17 protein-coding genes are annotated in these 18,590 nt (G+C 66.4%); 2 read left to right on the forward strand and 15 right to left on the reverse strand.

Translation table 11 applies throughout. The annotated features are described in order from the left end of the window. Positions 1-15: 15 nt before the first annotated feature. The 14 genes from HDC94_RS13115 to HDC94_RS13180 all read right to left on the reverse strand — a co-directional run bounded on the left by HDC94_RS13115 (position 16) and on the right by HDC94_RS13180 (position 16,385). Positions 16-972 (reverse strand): hypothetical protein, encoded by a 957-nt coding sequence (locus tag HDC94_RS13115; protein ID WP_179498263.1) that lies wholly within the window; start codon positions 970-972, stop codon positions 16-18. Positions 973-1,232: 260 nt separating this feature from the next. Next, positions 1,233-2,336, reverse strand: coding sequence for an LPXTG cell wall anchor domain-containing protein (locus tag HDC94_RS13120; RefSeq protein WP_179498265.1), 1,104 nt, complete (start codon positions 2,334-2,336; stop codon positions 1,233-1,235). A gap of 311 nt (positions 2,337-2,647) precedes the next feature. Next, positions 2,648-3,673, reverse strand: a complete 1,026-nt coding sequence (ilvC, locus tag HDC94_RS13125) for a ketol-acid reductoisomerase (RefSeq protein WP_179498267.1) — start codon at positions 3,671-3,673, stop codon at positions 2,648-2,650. Positions 3,674-3,767: 94 nt separating this feature from the next. Beyond that, positions 3,768-4,274 carry an acetolactate synthase small subunit gene (gene ilvN / locus HDC94_RS13130; protein WP_179498274.1) on the reverse strand — a complete coding sequence of 169 codons (507 nt, stop codon included), beginning with the start codon at positions 4,272-4,274 and terminating at the stop codon, positions 3,768-3,770. A gap of 3 nt (positions 4,275-4,277) precedes the next feature. Next, positions 4,278-6,062 carry an acetolactate synthase large subunit gene (locus HDC94_RS13135; protein WP_179498275.1) on the reverse strand — a complete coding sequence of 595 codons (1,785 nt, stop codon included), beginning with the start codon at positions 6,060-6,062 and terminating at the stop codon, positions 4,278-4,280. Between the two features lie 40 nt (positions 6,063-6,102). Continuing rightward, the gene (gene ilvD, locus HDC94_RS13140) at positions 6,103-7,800 is read right to left on the reverse strand and encodes a dihydroxy-acid dehydratase (RefSeq protein WP_179498277.1); all 1,698 of its coding nucleotides are present in this window, start codon (positions 7,798-7,800) and stop codon (positions 6,103-6,105) included. A 48-nt stretch (positions 7,801-7,848) separates the two neighbouring features. Beyond that, entirely contained in the window at positions 7,849-8,214 is a 366-nt protein-coding gene (gene mnhG, locus HDC94_RS13145; RefSeq protein ID WP_179498279.1) for a monovalent cation/H(+) antiporter subunit G, read from the reverse strand. Beyond that, on the reverse strand, positions 8,211-8,522 hold the full coding sequence (locus HDC94_RS13150) for a monovalent cation/H+ antiporter complex subunit F (protein WP_179498281.1): 312 nt from the start codon (positions 8,520-8,522) through the stop codon (positions 8,211-8,213). The genes mnhG and HDC94_RS13150 overlap by 4 nt, the downstream gene beginning before the upstream one ends. After that, entirely contained in the window at positions 8,519-9,070 is a 552-nt protein-coding gene (locus HDC94_RS13155) for a Na+/H+ antiporter subunit E (RefSeq protein ID WP_179498283.1), read from the reverse strand. The genes HDC94_RS13150 and HDC94_RS13155 overlap by 4 nt, the downstream gene beginning before the upstream one ends. Then, complete coding sequence (locus HDC94_RS13160) at positions 9,063-10,643, reverse strand: Na+/H+ antiporter subunit D (protein WP_179498285.1); 1,581 nt, start codon at positions 10,641-10,643, stop codon at positions 9,063-9,065. Before HDC94_RS13160 ends, HDC94_RS13155 begins: the two co-directional genes overlap by 8 nt. Next, positions 10,640-11,092 (reverse strand): Na(+)/H(+) antiporter subunit C, encoded by a 453-nt coding sequence (locus HDC94_RS13165; RefSeq protein WP_179498287.1) that lies wholly within the window; start codon positions 11,090-11,092, stop codon positions 10,640-10,642. The genes HDC94_RS13160 and HDC94_RS13165 overlap by 4 nt, the downstream gene beginning before the upstream one ends. After that, positions 11,089-13,953, reverse strand: a complete 2,865-nt coding sequence (locus HDC94_RS13170) for a Na+/H+ antiporter subunit A (protein ID WP_179498289.1) — start codon at positions 13,951-13,953, stop codon at positions 11,089-11,091. The genes HDC94_RS13165 and HDC94_RS13170 overlap by 4 nt, the downstream gene beginning before the upstream one ends. 110 nt (positions 13,954-14,063) lie before the next feature. Continuing rightward, a complete protein-coding gene (gene otsB / locus HDC94_RS13175; protein WP_179498299.1) occupies positions 14,064-14,879 on the reverse strand; it encodes a trehalose-phosphatase in 816 nt (271 codons plus the stop codon). Positions 14,880-14,885: 6 nt separating this feature from the next. Next, positions 14,886-16,385 (reverse strand): trehalose-6-phosphate synthase, encoded by a 1,500-nt coding sequence (locus tag HDC94_RS13180; RefSeq protein ID WP_179498301.1) that lies wholly within the window; start codon positions 16,383-16,385, stop codon positions 14,886-14,888. A gap of 84 nt (positions 16,386-16,469) precedes the next feature. Between HDC94_RS13180 and HDC94_RS13185 the strand changes: the two genes are divergently transcribed. Beyond that, a complete protein-coding gene (locus tag HDC94_RS13185) occupies positions 16,470-17,486 on the forward strand; it encodes a magnesium and cobalt transport protein CorA (protein WP_179498303.1) in 1,017 nt (338 codons plus the stop codon). Positions 17,487-17,501: 15 nt separating this feature from the next. Here HDC94_RS13185 and HDC94_RS13190 read toward each other — a convergent pair whose 3' ends face one another. Next, positions 17,502-18,047, reverse strand: coding sequence for a DM13 domain-containing protein (locus HDC94_RS13190; protein WP_179498305.1), 546 nt, complete (start codon positions 18,045-18,047; stop codon positions 17,502-17,504). 130 nt (positions 18,048-18,177) lie between these two features. Here HDC94_RS13190 and HDC94_RS13195 point away from each other — a divergent pair, with 130 nt between their 5' ends. Then, entirely contained in the window at positions 18,178-18,567 is a 390-nt protein-coding gene (locus HDC94_RS13195; protein ID WP_179498308.1) for a hypothetical protein, read from the forward strand. The last annotated feature ends 23 nt before the right edge of the window (positions 18,568-18,590 follow it).

Genomic DNA, 18,590 nt, shown 5'->3' on the forward strand with positions numbered 1-18,590 from the left:
TCGGGCGGGCGCTGCCTAGTGGTGCTCGGCTCCGGCGCGTCGACGCAGGCCCATGCCGATCGCTGCGGCACCGAGCAGCAGGAGTGCCGCTGCGATACCGACACTGCCCAGAACGTCGGACCCGGTGGCAGCGAGGACGGGTGCTGCCGGAGTAGCCGGTGCAGGAACGACGGGCGCGGTCACGTCGATCGCGATCACCATGAGCCCACTCTCACCCCAGCCGCTGTCGCTGCGCAGGATGCCAACACCGCCAGCTCCCCCGTCCGTGTAGTAGCTCGCGTTGGTCGTGTTCCAGAACAGGTTGTCGGGGTCGGGCTCAGTCCCGACGGTCGGGCCATCCGTCTGGAGGCTGACGTTGAGAGCGTCCGAGTGACCCGGATCTGCCTCGGCGTCGAAGGCCACCGACACGATGACGCTGTCGGGCAACACGACATCGAGGGATGACAGATCAAAGGACTCGACGAAGAACACCCCCGGCACGCACTCCCCGGCTGCCGTGTCGAAGAACCACCCGGCGGAACCCTCACACGCCACCGGGTCGGCCGACGGACGGAAGGGCACAGCGACGACCTTGGTCACAGTTGCGAGCAACTCGCCTGGCAGCGTGCCATCGACATCCGAGTCAGGAAGCGCGGCGTGGACATTGAGCGTAATGGGGAGGTCGAATGAGCCCCCGGCCGTGGACTGGCAGCCGTCGTTCCAGATCCCGGACTCGCACGCCCAACTGGTGAAGCCGACAGATACCGTCTCGACGGTTCGAGAGCTACCAGCGAGTTCAACGTGCTGGCCCAACTCTGCGGTACTGGTCACACCGAAACCAAGGCTCGTCTCGGCCCCGCTGTACGACGAGGGAATCGAATCGTAGGCAGTGATCGTGTCGGCCGATGCGGGGCCCGCCACGCCGACGGCGACTATCGCCCCGACGATGAGAGCGGCTGAGGCACCAGAGATGTGGCGGAGGTGAAGTGACATGGCGATATGTCTCCGTAGTAGTCGTAGTAGATCCTGCGACCATGACCCCAGCATCGCGGAACGTGACATGTAGAAACTTCAGTATAGGCACAGAGTGGCGGGCTCCACTCAGAAGTAGACGACGCCGGTGCCCTTCATACGCACATTCTGCCCTCGGTCCGCGGTGAACGATCGAGTCCGTCGCCCCCTTTTAACGCACTCGGGGACCCCCGCACGCGGAGGTCCCCGAGGATGTGTCTAGGACCGGATGGTCAGAGCGACTAGCGCGTCGCGTTCCGGCGACGGAGGCTGACAGCGAGCGCAGCAGCACCGAGCAACACGAGCAGGCCGGCGACACCGACGGTGCCGGCGGAGCTCTCTGAGCCCGTGGCAGCGAGCTTTGGTGCCTCAGGCTCGGGGACCGGAACCGGGGCGGGTGCCGGTGCCACAGGGCCCCAGTTGACCACCGAGACTCCCTCGAGGCCGACCGTGAGGCGACCAGCGAAGGTGTCGAACTCGGCCATCGCGGGAACGAGAGCGTCGGCAGCCTCAACCTGACCGCTGTCGGTCTCGTTGGTGTAGCCGAGCTCGATGAGCAGCGCGGGGTTCCACAGCGCGAAGTAGGCGACCGCGCGCGACTCACCGGCGGGAATCGTGAACGAGCTCACCAGTGCGGAGTACTCGTCGCCACTGATGCTCTCGAGGGATGCCGGGGCCTCTGCACCAGCGGCGCCCCAAGCGACACCGCCGGGGGCGTCGTACTCGTTGTAGTGCACAGCCCACTGCGATCCAGCGGCGATCAGCGCGTCGGTGCTGGTCGAGTCCTCTGCCGCGGGTACGGGGAGGATCGCGTCATCCTGGCCCTGGTAGCCCCAGATCTCGCCGGAGCTTCCGAAGTCGGTGTAGAACCCAACGCCGTCGATCACGATATCTGCACCGCTCACGTTGGTAATGGTGGTGGCCACGCGAACGAGGTCGCTCGTCGAGTACACGCGGATCTCGGAGGTAACGACGAGACCGGCCTCGGCGAAGCCGGTTCCCTCTGCCGTACAGGTGTAGAGGAGATCTCCAGTGGCCTCCTCCACGGTTACGTCGACGCTGTCCTCGGGCTCACAGGCGACGCCGGCGAAGTCGAGGTTGGCGTCCTCCGAGTCGATGTAGGTGTAGCCCATGCCATCCCAGATATCGGTGTACTCCGAGGAGTCGGGACCGGTGATGAGATAGACATCGTCCATCGCGACGTCAGAATTCTCGTAGTCCCACTCGCCGAGACCGAAAGTGACGTCGCCGCCATCCCACGGATCGGCCTGGGCCGGAGCAGCTGCTGCGACGGCCATGATTCCTGCAATACCTACGGCCGTGGCGGCCTTGACGACGGACTTCATCGCGATGTTTCCCCTTTGTGATGTGGTGCCAACAGACCCATCTGCGGATGCCTGCGAGACACGTTCTGTCCACACTATCGGCGTTGCTCCCAGCTTTTTGCCAGCTTCGCACGGGCTGACTACCCCAGTTCTGGGGTACAGGTCGAGACTTCGCCCACCTCCCCTAAGGGGGCCACCTTAACGCCGTCGGGGACCCCCGCAAGCGGAGGTCCCCGAGTGTCTGGCTGAAACTAGCGCGCAGCGCTACCGTCCGCGCGCGTGAGCCTGCTCACGCGCCAACAAACACAGCGTCCGCCAGGACTGCGGCGATGTCAGCGCGCAGCGCTGCCGTCGACGTAGTCCTCGTCCTGCTGCTTCCAGGCGAAGAGCGCACGCAGCTCGCGACCGGTCGACTCGATCGGGTGCTGCTCGCCCTTGGCACGCAGCTGCTTGAACTCGGGGGCACCGGCATCCTGGTCGTCGATGAAGCGCTTGGCGAAGGCACCCGACTGGATGTCGCCGAGCACAGCCTTCATGTTCTCCTTGACGCGGGGGTCGATCACGCGCGGGCCGGAGACGTAGTCGCCGTACTCAGCGGTGTCGGAGACACTCCAACGCTGCTTGGCGATGCCACCCTCCCACATGAGGTCGACGATGAGCTTGAGCTCGTGGAGCACCTCGAAGTAGGCGATCTCGGGCTGGTAGCCAGCCTCGACGAGGGTCTCGAAGCCGTACTGCACGAGCTGCGAGGTTCCACCGCAGAGCACTGCCTGCTCACCGAACAGGTCGGTCTCGGTCTCCTCGGTGAAGGTCGTCTTGATGACGCCGGCACGGGTGCCACCGATGGCCTTCGCGTACGAGAGCGCGGTGTCCCAAGCGGAGCCAGAGGCATCCTTCTCGACGGCGATGATGTCCGGGATGCCACGGCCGGCGACGAACTCGCGACGCACCGTGTGACCCGGCGCCTTCGGCGCGACGAGGATCACGTCGACACCCTCGGGCGCCTCGATGTAACCGAAGCGGATGTTGAAACCGTGGGCGAAGGCGAGCGTCTTGCCGGGGGTCAGTTTGTCCTTGATGGACTCGCTGAAGATCGTGCGCTGGTACTGGTCCGGCGCGAGGATCATGATGAGGTCGGCCCACTCGGTCGCGTCGGCAACGGACTTGACATCGAAGCCCTGCTCCTCGGCCTTGGGGGCGGACGGCGAGCCGGCCTTGAGCGCGATGGCGACCTCGACACCGGAGTCGCGGAGGTTCTGCGCGTGGGCGTGACCCTGCGAGCCGTAGCCGACGATGGCGACCTTCTTGCCCTGGATGATGGACAGGTCGGCGTCCTTGTCGTAGAAGAGTTCGGTCATGGGATTTCCTTTTCTTGAGTTCGGTCCCTGAGGCTCTCGAAGGGCCCGTGGGGTCATGTGTTCAGTCGCTTCGAGTGCCTCAGCGACCGAGGATCTAGCTTTTGAAAACGCGCTCGGTGATCGACTTCGACCCGCGGCCGATGGCCAGCAGACCCGACTGCGCGATCTCCTTGATGCCGTAGGGCTCGAGGATGCGCAGCAGCGCCTGGATCTTGCCGGAGTCGCCGGTGGCCTCGATCACGAGGGCGTCGGTCGCGACATCCACGACGCGGGCGCGGAAGAGGTTCACGGCCTCGAGGATCTGCGAGCGGGTCGCGTTGTCCACCTTGACCTTGATCAGCAGGTGCTCGCGCTGAACGGCCGAGGCCGGGTCGAGCTCGACGATCTTGATCACGTTGACGAGCTTGTTGAGCTGCTTCGTGACCTGCTCCAGGGGCAGCTGCTCGACATCCACCACGACGGTGATGCGGGAGAGGCCCTCGATCTCGCTCTTGCCCACGGCGAGCGACTCGATGTTGAATCCTCGGCGGGCGAACAGGCCAGCGACGCGCGTGAGCAGACCCGGCTTGTCCTCGACGAGGAGTGAGAGTACGTGCGACATGTCCTACTCCTCTTCCCACTCGGGAGCGTGATCCCGGGCGTACTGCACGCTCGAGTTGCCGACGCCCTGCGGAACCATCGGCCACACCATCGCGTCCCGGCTGACGATGAAGTCGATGATGACGGGGCGATCGTTGGTTTCGAGGGCCAGCTTGATCGCGGCATCCACCTCTTCAGGCTTCGTGACGCGGATCGCGAGCGCACCGTAGGCCTCACCGAGCTTCACGAAGTCGGGGATCATGACGGTGTCGTGGCCCGTGTTGAGGTCGGTGAACGAGTGGCGACCGTCGTAGAACAGGGTCTGCCACTGGCGCACCATGCCGAGCGACGAGTTGTTGATGATCGCGACCTTGATCGGGATGTTGTTGATCGTGCAGGTGGCCAACTCCTGGTTGGTCATCTGGAAGCAGCCGTCGCCGTCGATCGCCCACACCACGCGGTCCGGGTTCGCGACCTTGGCACCCATGGCGGCGGGAACGCCGTAGCCCATCGTGCCTGCTCCACCCGAGTTCAACCACGCGTTGGGGCGCTCGTACTTGATGAACTGCGCTGCCCACATCTGGTGCTGGCCGACGCCCGAGGCGTAGATCGCCTCCGGTCCGCTCAGCTCGCCGATGCGCTGGATGATCTGCTGCGGCGAGAGCAGGCCGTCATCCGGCATCGTGTAGCCCAGCGGATACTGCGTACGCAGGGTGTCGAGCCGCTTCCACCACGCCGCATAGTCGGGCTTGGTCGCCTTGGATGCCTCGGCGAATGCGGCGGTCAGGTCCACGATCACGTCTTTCGCATCCCCCACGATCGGCACGTCCGCCGCGCGGATCTTGCCGATCTCGGCCGGGTCGATGTCGACGTGGACGATCTTGGCGTGCGGGGCGAACTCGCTGGGCTTGCCCGTGACGCGGTCGTCGAACCGGGCGCCGAGCGAGATGATGAGGTCCGACTCCTGAAGGGAGAGGACCGCGGGAACCGATCCGTGCATGCCGGGCATACCCAGGTGCAGCGGGTTGGAATCGGGGAACGCACCGCGAGCCATGAGTGTCGTGACGATGGGCGCGCCGACGGCCGTCGCAAGCTCGAAGAGCTCCTTCGACGCACCGGCACGGATGACACCGCCTCCGACGTAGAACACCGGCTTCTCGGCCTCGACGAGCATCTGGGCGGCGGCCTGGACCTGCTTGCCGTGCGCCTTGATCACCGGACGATAACCCGGGAGGTCCACCTTGGGCGGCCAGATGAACGGTGCACTCTTCTGCTGCGCGTCCTTCGTGACATCCACGAGCACCGGGCCGGGGCGACCCGTGGTGGCGATGTGGTACGCCGCCGCGAGCGTGGCAGGCACGTCCTCTGGGCGGGTCACGAGGAAGGAGTGCTTCGTGATCGGCATCGTGATGCCGACGATGTCGACCTCCTGGAACGCATCGGTTCCCATGGAGGTCGAGAAGACCTGGCCGGTGATGGCGAGGAGCGGCACCGAGTCCATGTAGGCATCGGCGATCGCGGTGACGAGGTTCGTCGCACCGGGGCCGCTCGTCGCGATCGCGACACCGACCTTGCCGGTCGAGGAGGCGTAGCCCTCTGCCGCGTGGCCCGCGCCCTGCTCGTGACGCACGAGGATGTGCCGGATGGCGGTCGAGGCCATGAGCTCGTCGTAGAACGGCATGATCGCGCCGCCCGGGAGCCCGAAGACATCGGTGATGCCCAGGTGCTCGAGTGATTTCAGGATCGCGCCCGATCCGGTGAGGATCTCGGGCGTGGTCGACTTAGGCCGAGGGGCCTGGTCGGTAGACATGAATGATTCCTTACAGACGGGTATCGAAGATGATCAGCGTCTAGCCCGTGACGGCGCCTACTGCTGCGGAGTGCACCAGCTTGGAGTACTTCGCGAGGACGCCACGGGTGTAACGCGGAGGAAGGGGAGCCCAGCCGTTTCGGCGAGCTTCGAGCTCTGCTGGGTCGACCAGTAGGTCAAGCGAGCGAGCTGCGATATCGACCCGTATCAGATCACCATCGCGCACGAAGGCAATGGGACCTGCGTCCACCGCTTCGGGAGCTATATGGCCGATGCACAGGCCGGTTGTGCCGCCTGAGAATCTGCCGTCCGTCAAGAGTAGTACATCTTTGCCGAGCCCTGCGCCCTTGATGGCGGCGGTGATCGCGAGCATCTCGCGCATTCCAGGGCCACCCTTCGGGCCCTCGTAGCGGATCACCACGACCTCGCCTGCCTTGATGCTTCCCTCGGTCAGCGCGTCCAGCGCGGCACGCTCGCGCTCGAAGACGCGGGCCGTGCCCTCGAAGACCTCGGCGTCGAAGCCGGCCGTCTTGACGACGGCTCCCTCGGGAGCGAGCGAACCGTGGAGGATCGTGAGACCACCGGTGGCGTGGATGGGGTTGTCGAGTGTGCGGAGCACCTCTCCGTCGAGCGGCGCGAGGTTCAACTCCTCGAGGTTCTCCGCCATGGTCTTACCGGTGACCGTGAGCACGTCGCCGTGCAGGAGTCCGGCATCCAGCAACGCCTTCATGAGCACGGGGATGCCACCGTGACGGTCGACGTCGTTCATGACGTACTTGCCGAACGGCTTGAGGTCACCGATGTGGGGAACCTTCGCGCCGATGCGGTTGAAGTCGTCGAGTGTGAGCTCAACCTCGGCCTCGTGGGCGATGGCCAGGAGGTGCAGCACGATGTTGGTCGAACCACCGAGTGCCATACCGACGGCGATGGCGTTCTCGAACGCCTCTTTGGTGAGGATGTCACGAACAGTCTGGCCGCGCTCGAGCATGCCGACGACGGCCTCACCGGAACGGTGCGCGTAGTAGTCGCGGCGGCGGTCCGCAGCAGCAGGGCTGGCGGAACCGGGCAGCGAGAGGCCGAGGGCCTCGGCAACGGAAGCCATGGTGTTGGCGGTGTACATGCCACCGCAGGCGCCCTCACCCGGAGCGAACGCGCACTCGATGCGCTTGGCATCCTCGAGGCTCATCTTGCCTGCCTTGACGGCACCGACGGCCTCGAACGAGTCGATGATCGTGATGTCCTTCTCGGTGCCGTCCGAGAGCTTGACCCAGCCCGGGGCGATCGATCCGGCGTAGAGGAAGACGCTCGCGAGGTCGAGGCGGGCAGCTGCCATCAGCATGCCGGGGATCGACTTGTCGCAGCCCGCCAGCAGCACGGAGCCGTCGAGACGCTCGGCCTGCATAACGACCTCGACGGAGTCGGCGATCACCTCACGGGAGACGAGCGAGAAGTGCATCCCCTCGTGGCCCATCGAGATACCGTCGGAGACGGAGACGGTGCCGAACTGGAGCGGGTACCCTCCCCCGCCGTGCACACCCTCCTTCGCCGCCTGGGCGAGGCGGTCGAGCGAGAGGTTGCAGGGGGTGATCTCGTTCCACGAGCTCGCAATACCGATCTGGGGCTTGTCCCAGTCGGCGTCTCCCATGCCTACGGCACGGAGCATTCCGCGCGAGGTGGTGGCTTCGATTCCGTCTGTGACCGTGCGTGAGCGCGGCTTCATGTCATGCGTTTCCGGCATGTTACGAGGGTAGCGCCTCCGCGAGCGCCACTCTGCGCGCGAACGGGGTCACGCGCCGACTTCCTTCGAAGCCCGCTCGATCGCGTCATCGAGTTCGTCGGCGATGAGGATGTCACCCCTGAAGTTGCCGGTTCGGTAGACCGCACGCCCGACCATATGTGCCGAGATCGGGGCAGTGAGCGCCTGGAACAGCAGGATCGGGGCGAGCACGAGGAGCGTCGACCAGTTGCGGTCCTCGAGCGCGATCGCCGCGAGGATGAAGATGAGGCCGAGGATCTGCGGCTTGGTCGCCGCGTGCAGGCGGCTGAGGGCATCCGGGAACCGTACGAGTCCGAGGCCCGCAGCGAGCGAGAGGATGCCACCGAGCACGAGGAACCCGGCGGAGATCGCGTCGAGCCAGTCGTCGAGCATCATGAGTCGGCATCCTTTCTCGTGGGGTCGAGGGGCGCATCCGGAACCCTGTCCTGTTTCGAGACGTACCGGGCCACGGCGACGGTCGCGAAGATCGCGATCGCCGCGAGCACCACCATCAGGGTGATGTTGCGGGTGTGGCCGTTGACGACCATCTCGGCTCCCACCACGAGGATCAGCGTCGTGAGCAGAACGTCGGAGGCGATCATCCGATCGAGGATCGTGGGCCCTCGAACGATGCGGTACAGCGCCAGGAAGGCACCCGACGTGAAGAGCGCCGCCATGACCCAGTAGAGAACGGTGTCGATCATCGCGCTGTCCTCTCCACGTCATCCTTCGACCCGACGGCGCGAACCAGGGCACGCTCAACGGACAGCACCTTCTCGCGCACCTTGTTGAGACTCTCGTCGTCGTCGACCGACATCACGTGCAGGTAGAGGATCGAGCGGTCGCGGTCGACCTCGATCACGAGGGATCCCGGGATGAGCGAGATGGTGATCGCGGTCAGGGTGGTGATGAAGTCCGACACCGTCACGAGGTCGACGGCAATGACGGCGTTGCTCTGCACTCCCCTCGGGCGGAAGGACAGCCAGGCGACCTGGAACGATGCGCGAACGACATCCCACAGGAATCGCGCGAGGAAGACCAGGAGCCAGAACGGGTTGAAGCGGCCGGAGAGCTCGACCGGCGGCAGGTAGAAGAAGCGCGTCACCGCGATCGCGACGATGACGCCGCTCAGCACGCTGATCCAGCTGATCGTTCCCCAGAGCAGCATCCAGAGCACGACGAGTGCGACGAGCAGCGGGATCTGCTGCACGAAGGTGGACCGCAACTGCTTGGCGGTCGGCTGGTCACTCACTGAGTGCCTCCCCCTCGTCGTAGCCGTCGGGGAACACCAGGAGGACGTACTGCGACGGCCCCTCGAGGTCCTCACCAGCGCGCGTGCTGATGCCGTAGAGCGGGCCCGCGAAGACCGTGAGCGCAAGCGATACGAGCACCATGCCCGCGGTTGCGCCGGTCATGAGTTTCGGGATGCTGCGGCTCTTCTTCACGTCGGTGTTGCCCGGCGCCTCCCGCACGTTGTCCAGCATCGGCGACTCGTACCCCTCGACGTCGGCGGCCGGTCTCCAGAACGCCAAGTTCCACACGCGCATGAGCGCGTAGAGGGTGAGCAGTGACACGAGCGCACCAGCACCGACGAGCGTCCAGGCGAGCGCCGTGCCGAGCTCAGCGCTCGCCTGGAAGAGCGCGAGCTTGCCGATGAACCCCGAGAAGGGCGGGATGCCGCCCAGGTTCAGCGCAGGGATGAAGAAGAGCAGCGCGATGAGAGGGGATGCCTTGAGCAGCCCGCCCAGCTTGGTGATGGACGTCGTTCCACCGAGCCGCTCGATGAGTCCGGCGGCCAGGAACAGGGTCGCCTGCACGATGATGTGGTGGACGATGTAGTAGATCGCCGCAGCCGTGCCGATCGCATTGCCGATCGCGACTCCGAGGATCATGTACCCGATGTGACTGACGAGCGTGAACGACAGCATCCTCTTGATGTCCGCCTGCGCGACGGCACCGAGCACGCCGATCACCATGGTGAGCAGAGCGACGATGAGCAGCGCCGGGTTGAGCTCTGGGCCGGGGAAGATGATGGTTTCGGTGCGGATGATCGCATACACGCCGACCTTGGTGAGAAGTCCCGCGAACACTGCCGTGACGGGCGCTGGCGCCGTCGGGTAGGAGTCCGGCAGCCAGAACGACAACGGGAACACTGCGGCTTTGATACCGAACCCGATGAGCAGCATGACGTGCAGGATCACCTGGACGTCAGGCGGGATCTCGTTCATCCGCAGCGAGATCTGCGCGATATTGACCGTGCCGACTGCCCCGTAGATCATCGCGATCGACGCCAGGAAGATCATCGAGGAGACGAGGCTCACGACGATGTAGGTGACGCCGGCGCGGATGCGAGCTTCCGTGCCGCCGAGCGTGATGAGCACGTAACTCGCCACGAGAAGGATCTCGAAGCCCACGTAGAGGTTGAAGAGATCCCCGGCGATGAAGGCCGTGAAAACGCCGGTTCCGAGGATGAGGTAGGTCGGGTAGTAGATCGAGACGGGCGTCTCGTCGTCACCGTCGGCAAGACCCTGGCCGATGGAGAAGACGAGCACGGCGAGGAGCACGATCGCCGAGACGACGACCATGAGCGCGGAGAGTCTGTCGACGATCAGCACGATGCCGAAGGGTGCCGACCACCCGCCGACCTCCATGACGAGTGCCTCCTCGGCGTCGGCGATGAAGAGCATGACACTGCCGATGACGACGACCGAGCTGAGGGCGACGATCGCGACAGCACGCTGCGCGTGGGGACGCTTGCCGAGAGCGAGGGCCGTCGCCGCCCCGATGAGGGGGATCAGCACGACGAGGGGCACGAGCGCGTTCACGAGGACTCCTCCTCGGATGGCACGTCGACGGGCGTTTGGTCGTTGAACTCGGTGTCGCTCGTGAGCTCGTCGTGGGACTCTCCCTGGATCGACTCACCGCGACGCATGGCGACGTCATCGACATCGTCCTCGAGGCGGTCCTGCGTGCCGAGACGCCACGAGCGGTAGATGAGCGCCATGAGGAAGGCGGACACGGCGAAGGTGATGACGATCGCCGTGAGGATGAGGGCCTCGGGCAGCGGGTCGGTCATCTCATCGGCGTCGACACCCGGCGCGACGATCGGCGCAAAGCCGGCCTTGCCTGCCATCGTGATGATGAGGAGGTTGGTCGCGTTGCCCACAAGGAGAAAGCCGAGCAGCACTTTGGTCATGCTGCGCTCGAGAAGAAGGTAGACACCGCACGCGTAGAGCACGGCCATGACGGCGAGGAGCACGAGGGAGACGCTCATGAGCCGACCACCTCGCTCTCCTGCTGGCGATCGACTTCGGCACCGAGGCTGCGCAGGACGTCGAGCACAAGGCCGACGACCACGAGGTAGACACCGATGTCGAAGATCGTCGACGTGACAAAGTCGAGGCTGCCGAAGACGCCGAGGGGAATCGTGAACCACGTCGAGGTGAGGGCGTCCGCGCCGAAGAACAGCGGGACCAGGGCCGTTCCGACGGCGAGGATGAGACCGGTACCGAGGAGCTTGCCGGCATCCACGGGAGCGGCGGCACCCAATTCCACCCGGCCGCCCGCGAGGTACCTCGCGACGAGTGCCATGCCTGCGACGAGACCACCCGCGAAGCCTCCGCCCGGTGCGTTGTGCCCGACGAGGAGGATGTAGAGCGAGACCACGATCACGGCGTGGAAGATGAGGCGCACGACGACCTCGAGCAGGATCGACCGGTTGCGCGCGGCGAGAGTGCGACCGGCCAGCAGCCACGAGCCGCGCTCCTCCGGGTTGTTCGCTCGGCTCTCGCGCCGGCCGAGCATGGTTTTGCGCGCATCGCGGCGGGGCAGCCGGGGCAGGTTGTCGGTGCGCCCCGAGATGAAGATGAGGCTTGCCACGCCGGTCGCCGCGGCGATGACGACCGAGAGCTCGCCCATGGTGTCCCAGCCCCGCAGGTCGACGAGGGCGACATTGACCACGTTCAACCCGTGGCCCTCCTCGTAGGCCAGCTGGGGCCACTCGAGGGAGATGGGCAGGTCGCTGCGTGCGCCCGCTGCAACCACGGCCACGGCCGCCATGAGCAGGCCAACGGAGATCCCGATGGCCGCACGGATGCCACGATGCGCGGTGCCGTTGCGCTCCCCCAGTCGCGCCGGGAGGCGCCGCAGGACGAGTACGAACGCGACGAGCGTCACAACCTCCACGAGGATCTGGGTGAGGGCGAGGTCGGGTGCACCCTGAAGCGCGAAGAGTGCTGACATCCCGAAGCCCGTGACGCCCACGAGAACGACGGCCTGGAAACGCTTCGATGCCCGGAGGGCCGCGATCGCGGCCACCATCATGATGAGGGCGATCGCGAGCTGCGCCGGGTAGTCCCAGAATCGGAACTCGGTGGGCCACGAGCCGTTGAGCAGCAGGGCCGTTGAGAGGGTGACGACGAAGACGAGGAAGATCACGCCGAGGTAGAACGGCAGCGATCCGCGCTGCGTGAGGCTCGTGGTGCGAGCCGCCAGACGATCGATCGAGCGCATGGTCGCGGCGTAACCCTGGGCCGCCGTGAACGGGAACATCGGTGCCTCTGCGGTGGCACCGATGCGCCGCTGGAGTGCGAACAGCCCGAGCCCGGCGAGGATCGTCCCCGCGGAGATCGCGAGCGCGGGCTCCCACCCGTGCCAGAGGGCCAGGTGGTACTCGTGGTCGCCCTGCGGTGGGAACAGGTCGGCGTACCCCCGAACCCACCCATCGACGAGGTGGGCGAGGAGCCCCAGAGCGAGGCCCGTCACCGCGAGGATGCCCGGCGCGATCAGGAACGCGGGGTGCTCCGGCGCCCGACGATGCGGTTCCACCCCCTCCTTCACGGCGAAGGCGCCCCAGAAGAACCTGAACGCGTAGGCGGCCGTGAGAGCGGACCCCACGACGACACCGAGGAGTGCGATCCATCCGATCAGCCCGTGCGTGCCAGCCGCCTCGATGAGACCTGTGAGGGCCGCTTCCTTCGCGACGTACCCGAGCAGGGGCGGGAGACCGATCATGGATGCCAGGGCCAGCGCCGTGAACAGCGAGACGAGCGGCATCTCACGGCCGATGCCGGAGAGCCTGCGCAGATCGCGGGTTCCCGCGCGGTGATCGATAATGCCGACCACCAGGAAGAGCGTGGCCTTGAAAAGCGCGTGGGCGGTGACGAGAGCGATGCCGGCGAGGGCCGTGTCGCGCGTACCCATCCCCATGACGATCATGAGGAAGCCGAGTTGGCTGACCGTGCCGTACGCCAGGAGCAGCTTGAGGTCGTTCTGGCGTGTGGCCAACCAGCCGCCGAGCAGCATCGTCACGACGCCGAGGGTGATGATGATCTCCCGCCATCCCGGCAGGTCGGCGAAGCCGGTCGCGAGGAGGGCGACGAGGAAGATTCCCGCCTTCACCATCGCCGCGGCGTGCAGGTAGGCACTGACGGGGGTCGGCGCTGCCATCGCGGCGGGGAGCCAGAAGTGGAAGGGGAAGATCGCGGACTTCGAGAGCGCGCCGACCAGAACCAGGACGATCGCCACCACCGTGACACCGCCACCTGGCGCCAGCTCGATGATGCGGGCCAGGCTCGTCGTGCCGGTGGTCACGGCGAGCATGACGAGCCCGACGAGCATGACGAGGCCGCCGAACGTGGTGACGAGGAGTGCCTCGAGGGCTGCCCCGCGACTGGCCTTGCTCGACGTCTTGTGGCCGATGAGGAGGTACGACAGCACGCTCGTCGCCTCCCAGAAGATGAAGAGCAGGAACACGTCATCAGAGAGGACGAGGCCGAACATCGCCCCGGCGAAGGCGAGCAGCACGCCCGCGAAACGGCCGAGCGAGGCCTCGTCGTCGCTGAAGTACCAGACGCAGTAGAGCATCACGATCGCTCCGACGCCCGAGACGATGAGTGCCATGACCCACGACAGCGTCTCCATGCGGAAGGAGAGGGCGAGGCCGAGCTCGGGGATCCACGGGACCGTCTGGATCACGGCATCCCCTGCCGCTACTGCGGAGGACTGCAGCAGGGTGTAGACGAACGCTGCGGTCGGGACGAGAGCAGCGACGAGGAAGACTTTGGTGCCGAGAAGCCGGGTGAGAGGCGGAACCAGGAGGGATCCGATGGCGAACGACAGGAGGATGCCAATCATGGGTCCTCCCCCGGGTCGGAGCCACGTCGCGTTTTCCGGAGGGAAGTCGCGCTTCGCAGCGGCGGCTGGGACCAGTCTACCCGGGCCTCCTGAACGTCCCCGGTGGACGCCTACTGCTCGTGGACGTCGCCCTCGCGCAGGTCGGCGAGCAGGGCGAGCGCGGCTGCCACCTGCACCGGCCCCGGCACACGGAAGCCCGCAAGGGTGGTGCCCTCTCCACTCTTCAGCCCGAGGTCATCGGCCCCGAGCGCCGCGAAGGCATCCTCGTCGGTCACGTCGTCTCCCGCGAAGAAGACCGCGTCGGCGTCGGTGTACCGGCGGAGGTGCTCGATCGCCTCGCCCTTGGTCGTCGATCGCACGGAGAACTCGAGAACGTTCTTGCCCTCGCGGATCGTGAGCTCGTCGAGCGCTGCCGTCGCCTCGGTCCGCGCGACCAGGTGGGCGATGCGGCTGTTGTGCTCTGTCGCCAGTCGCGTGTGCAGGGCGAACCCGGCGGGCTTCGGTTCGATCCAGATCTGGTCGAGGGAGTCGGCGACCTCCTCGAGCACCGCCCCGAGGCGGTCGACCCTCTGCCGTTCGGCGTCGTCCAGGGCCAGATGGTCGGCCGGGTCATCCAAGCGGATCTCGATGCCGTGCGAGCCGATCAGGAGCACGTTGTCGGGAACCTGGGCCACGTGGATGAGGCTGTCGAGGGCGCGACCGGAGACGAGAGCGACCCGGGTGTTTCGCATCCGGCTCAGCCGAAGCACCGCCTCCTGCGCCTCGGGCAGGGCCCTGGCCTGCTGCGGGTCGTCGACCTCCGGCGCGAGGGTGCCGTCGAAATCGAGCGCCACGAGCAGGCGCTTGGTACGTGCGAGTTCCCGCAGGGCACCCACGAGGGGTTCGGGTAGGCGCGAGTAACGGGGTGGTGTATCGATGTCGACCATGTGGAGCTAGTCGGCCTTCCTGCGGTCGATCGTCCAGTCGAGAACGTCGTCCATGTCGTGGGAATGCGCCGCACCATTGCGGCTTCGAGTCGCCTCGGCGAGGGTCTCGAGGAACTCACGCGACCAGCGGGCCACGTCGAACTCTGCCACCCGCTTGCGCAGCGAACGCATCCTCGCCTGCTGCTCGCGGTGCGGCATGTCGATCGCCTGGAGGATCGCGGCCTTGAGACCGTCGATGTCGTGCGGGTTGATGCGCACGGCCTTCTTCAACTCGTCGGACGCGCCAGCGAACTCGCTCAGAACGAGCACGCCGTCCTCCGTGAACCGGGATGCCACATACTCCTTGGCCACGAGGTTCATGCCGTCGCGCAGCGCCGTGACCAGCAGCACGTCGGCTGCCACGTACAGCGCTGCCATCTCCTCGCGCGGATACCCGTGGTGGTGGTAGCTGATTGCCTGGTGGCTCATGGTGCTGAGGTCACCGTTGATTCGGCCGACGGTGAGTTCGATCTCGTCCCGCAGGGCCATGTAGGCCGCCACGCGCTCGCGGCTGGGGCTCGCCACCTGCACGAGCGTCACGTCCTCGACGTCGAGCGAGCCGTCGCTGAGCAGCTCGCCGAACGCCTTCAGCCGGTGGGCGATGCCCTTCGTGTAGTCAAGGCGGTCGACGCCGAGCATGATCGTGCGTGGATTGCCGAGACCCTCGCGGATCTCCCGCGCTCGCGCCTGGACGCTCGCGGTGCGGGCGAGCGCCTCGAAGTTGGCCGCGTCGATCGAGATGGGGAACGCCTTGACGATGACGCGACGGGTGGGCTGGTACGGCGCTGTGACCTCGATGACGGGGCTCTTCGTGGCGAGTCCGGTGAGCCTGCGCACCGCGCGGGAGAAGTTGCCGGCATCCGCCACCCGCTGGAAACCGATGACGTCGGCGCCCAGGAGTCCCTCGACGACCTGCAGTCGCCACGGGAGCTGCGAGAAGATGCCGTAGGGCGGGAACGGGATGTGGCAGAAGTAGCCGATGCTCAGGTCGGGACGCGACTCCCGCAGCATGCGCGGCACGAGCTGAAGCTGGTAGTCGTGGACCCAGACGGTGCCGCCGACGGCGGTCACGGCGGCTGCGGCATCCGCGAATCGCTGGTTGACCTCGACGTAGCTGTCCCACCAGACGCGGTGGAAGCTCGGCGGCGAGATGACGTCGTGGTACAGCGGCCAGAGGGTGTCGTTGCTGAAACCCTCGTAGAAGTTCTCGATGTCGTCCTCGCTGAGGTCGACGGGAACGATGTGGATGCCACCGGTCTCGAAGGGCTCGAGACCGAGGTCTGGCTGGCCTCCCCACCCCACCCACGCGCCATCCGCTTCGCGCATGACGGGTTCGAGGGCGGCGACCAGGCCACCGGGCGACGTGGCCCAGCGTTCCGAGCCGTCCGGGTCGACCACACGGTCGACGGGCAGGCGATTGGAGACGACGACGAAGTCGTACTGACGGGTAGTGCTGGTGGAGGACATCCTTCTTCCACGGTAGCAGCCGCCCCGAAGCCCCACCCCGGCTTATCCTGAGACGCACGCATCGTCGAACGGAATGAGGGACCGATGCCGATCGTTGACAACGCGATCTACCGGGACGGCGCGCGCCTGTCCCTCCCCGTGACTCTTGACCAGACTTTCGAGGAACTCCGCGACCATGGCGGGTTCGCGTGGATCGGCCTGTACCGGCCCACGGAGGAGGAACTTCGCGCCGTCGCGAACGAGTTCACCCTGCATCCGCTCGCCGTCGAGGACGCGCTCGTCGGCCACCAGCGTCCGAAGCTCGAGCGCTACGGCGACGTACTGTTCGTGGTGCTGCGCTCCGCCCGCTACCTCGATGCGCCGGAGGAGGTCGAATTCGGCGAGGTGCACCTGTTCATCGGTCCGAACTTCGCGATCACGGTCCGGCACGCTGAATCCCCCGACCTCGGCAGGGTGCGCAAGCGCGTCGAGGAGACGCCGTCGCTGCTCGCCCTCGGCCCGCAGGCAGTGCTCTACGCGGTCTTCGATCAGGTTGTCGACGAATACGGCCCGGTCATCCACGGTCTCGAGAACGACATCGACGAGATCGAGGACCAGATCTTCCAGGGTGACTCGGCGGTCTCCCGCCGCATCTACGAGCTCGCGCGTGAAGCCATGGCCTTCCAGCGCGCCACGCATCCCCTCGTCGGAATGCTCGAGTCACTCGAGGCCGGTTTCGAGAAGTACGGCGTGGACATCGAACTCCGCCGTGACTTCCGGGATGTCGCGGACCATGCCCTCAAGACGGTGGAACGGGCCGACTCGTTCCGGGCCGTGCTGCAGAACGCCCTCACGGTGCAGTCCACGCTCGTCACCCAGGCGCAGAACGACGAGATGCGCACCCTGTCGCGCATCGGCGTCGAACAGGGCGAGCAGGTGAAGAAGATCTCCTCCTGGGCTGCCATCCTCTTCGTTCCCGGGCTCGTCGCCGCCGTCTACGGCATGAACTTCCGCTTCATGCCAGAGCTCGACTGGCCGCTCGGCTACCCGTTCGCCGTCACACTCATGGTCGGCTCTGGTGCAGCCCTGTACTTCGTCTTCAAGAAACGCGGCTGGCTCTAGGCCGCTCTTTGCCGCTCAGGCGAGGGATGCACCACCGAACGAGACCGCGAACTGCTCGCACCACACGTAGAGGCTCGGGTACTGGCCGAGATCGACGTCTGCGGGGATCTCGTAGACCTGGTTGCCCAGGTTGCCCTTGAGTGGGCCGAGGTCGATGTACGCACCGTCGTCGGCGAGGAACCAGCCGTCGAACCCCGGCACGACCGGAGTGGCCGCGAGCCACACGCGCAGGTCCGGTCCGCTCGAGGTGGACAGGTTCTCGAGGGCGAGCACCCGCGAGCCGTCCGGGTTCTGGACGATGCGAACGCTGCCCGACGTCTCGTGCTCGTGGCTGATGAGCTCGCCAGCCGAGAGCTGCACGGGTTGCGGCTCTGGGGTGGGGGTGGCCGTGGGGGCTGCGGAGGGTGCGGACACACTCGGGGCCGACGTGGGAACGGTCGGCAGGGCGTCATCCACCTCGACATTCACGAACAGGAGCCAGGGCTGGAACACCAGTGCGGCCACGACAAGCCCGACCGCAGCTAGTCCTGCGGCACCCCCGATGATCCACTTTCGACGCATGGCCAGCCTCCACTCGCTCGAACCTTCTCTCGTGCGCGAAGGGTACCCATCCAACCCGGGAATCGCATCCAGGATGCGGGTGCGGCGTGTCGTCGAGCGCCCGGCGCACCCCAGCGAGGACACTGGGAGCATGGTCGAGCGACACGATGCCCCGGTGCCCGCGAACGAAGCAGACCAGCAGGCTGTTTTCGATCTCCTCCGCGAACAGCTCTTCGCGCTCTTCGGACCGGGTGGCAGCTTCCGCATCACCCTCGGCCGCGCAACTGCCGATGACGCACTCTTCGTCGAGACCGTCGCCGACACGATCGCGTGGGATGTCACGGCTTCTCTCACCGCAACGCATCACGAGGGCAGCCACGCCGCAGAGCCCGTCGACCCACAGGTCGCGCACGACCAGCTCTGGCGTCACATCGAGCAGGAGTTGCTGCTCCGTCGCACCGGACCGCAGTCCATCGACGTCGTGGTCGAGCGCGAGGCCGAGGCCGCAGCCGCCAGCCTTCGCGTCGTTCACGCCGCGTAAGTTCTCGACGCTCGCAACCTCGC

This window comes from Leifsonia sp. AK011 (assembly GCF_013410945.1).
In the GTDB taxonomy this organism is placed as follows: Bacteria; Actinomycetota; Actinomycetes; order Actinomycetales; family Microbacteriaceae; genus Rhodoglobus.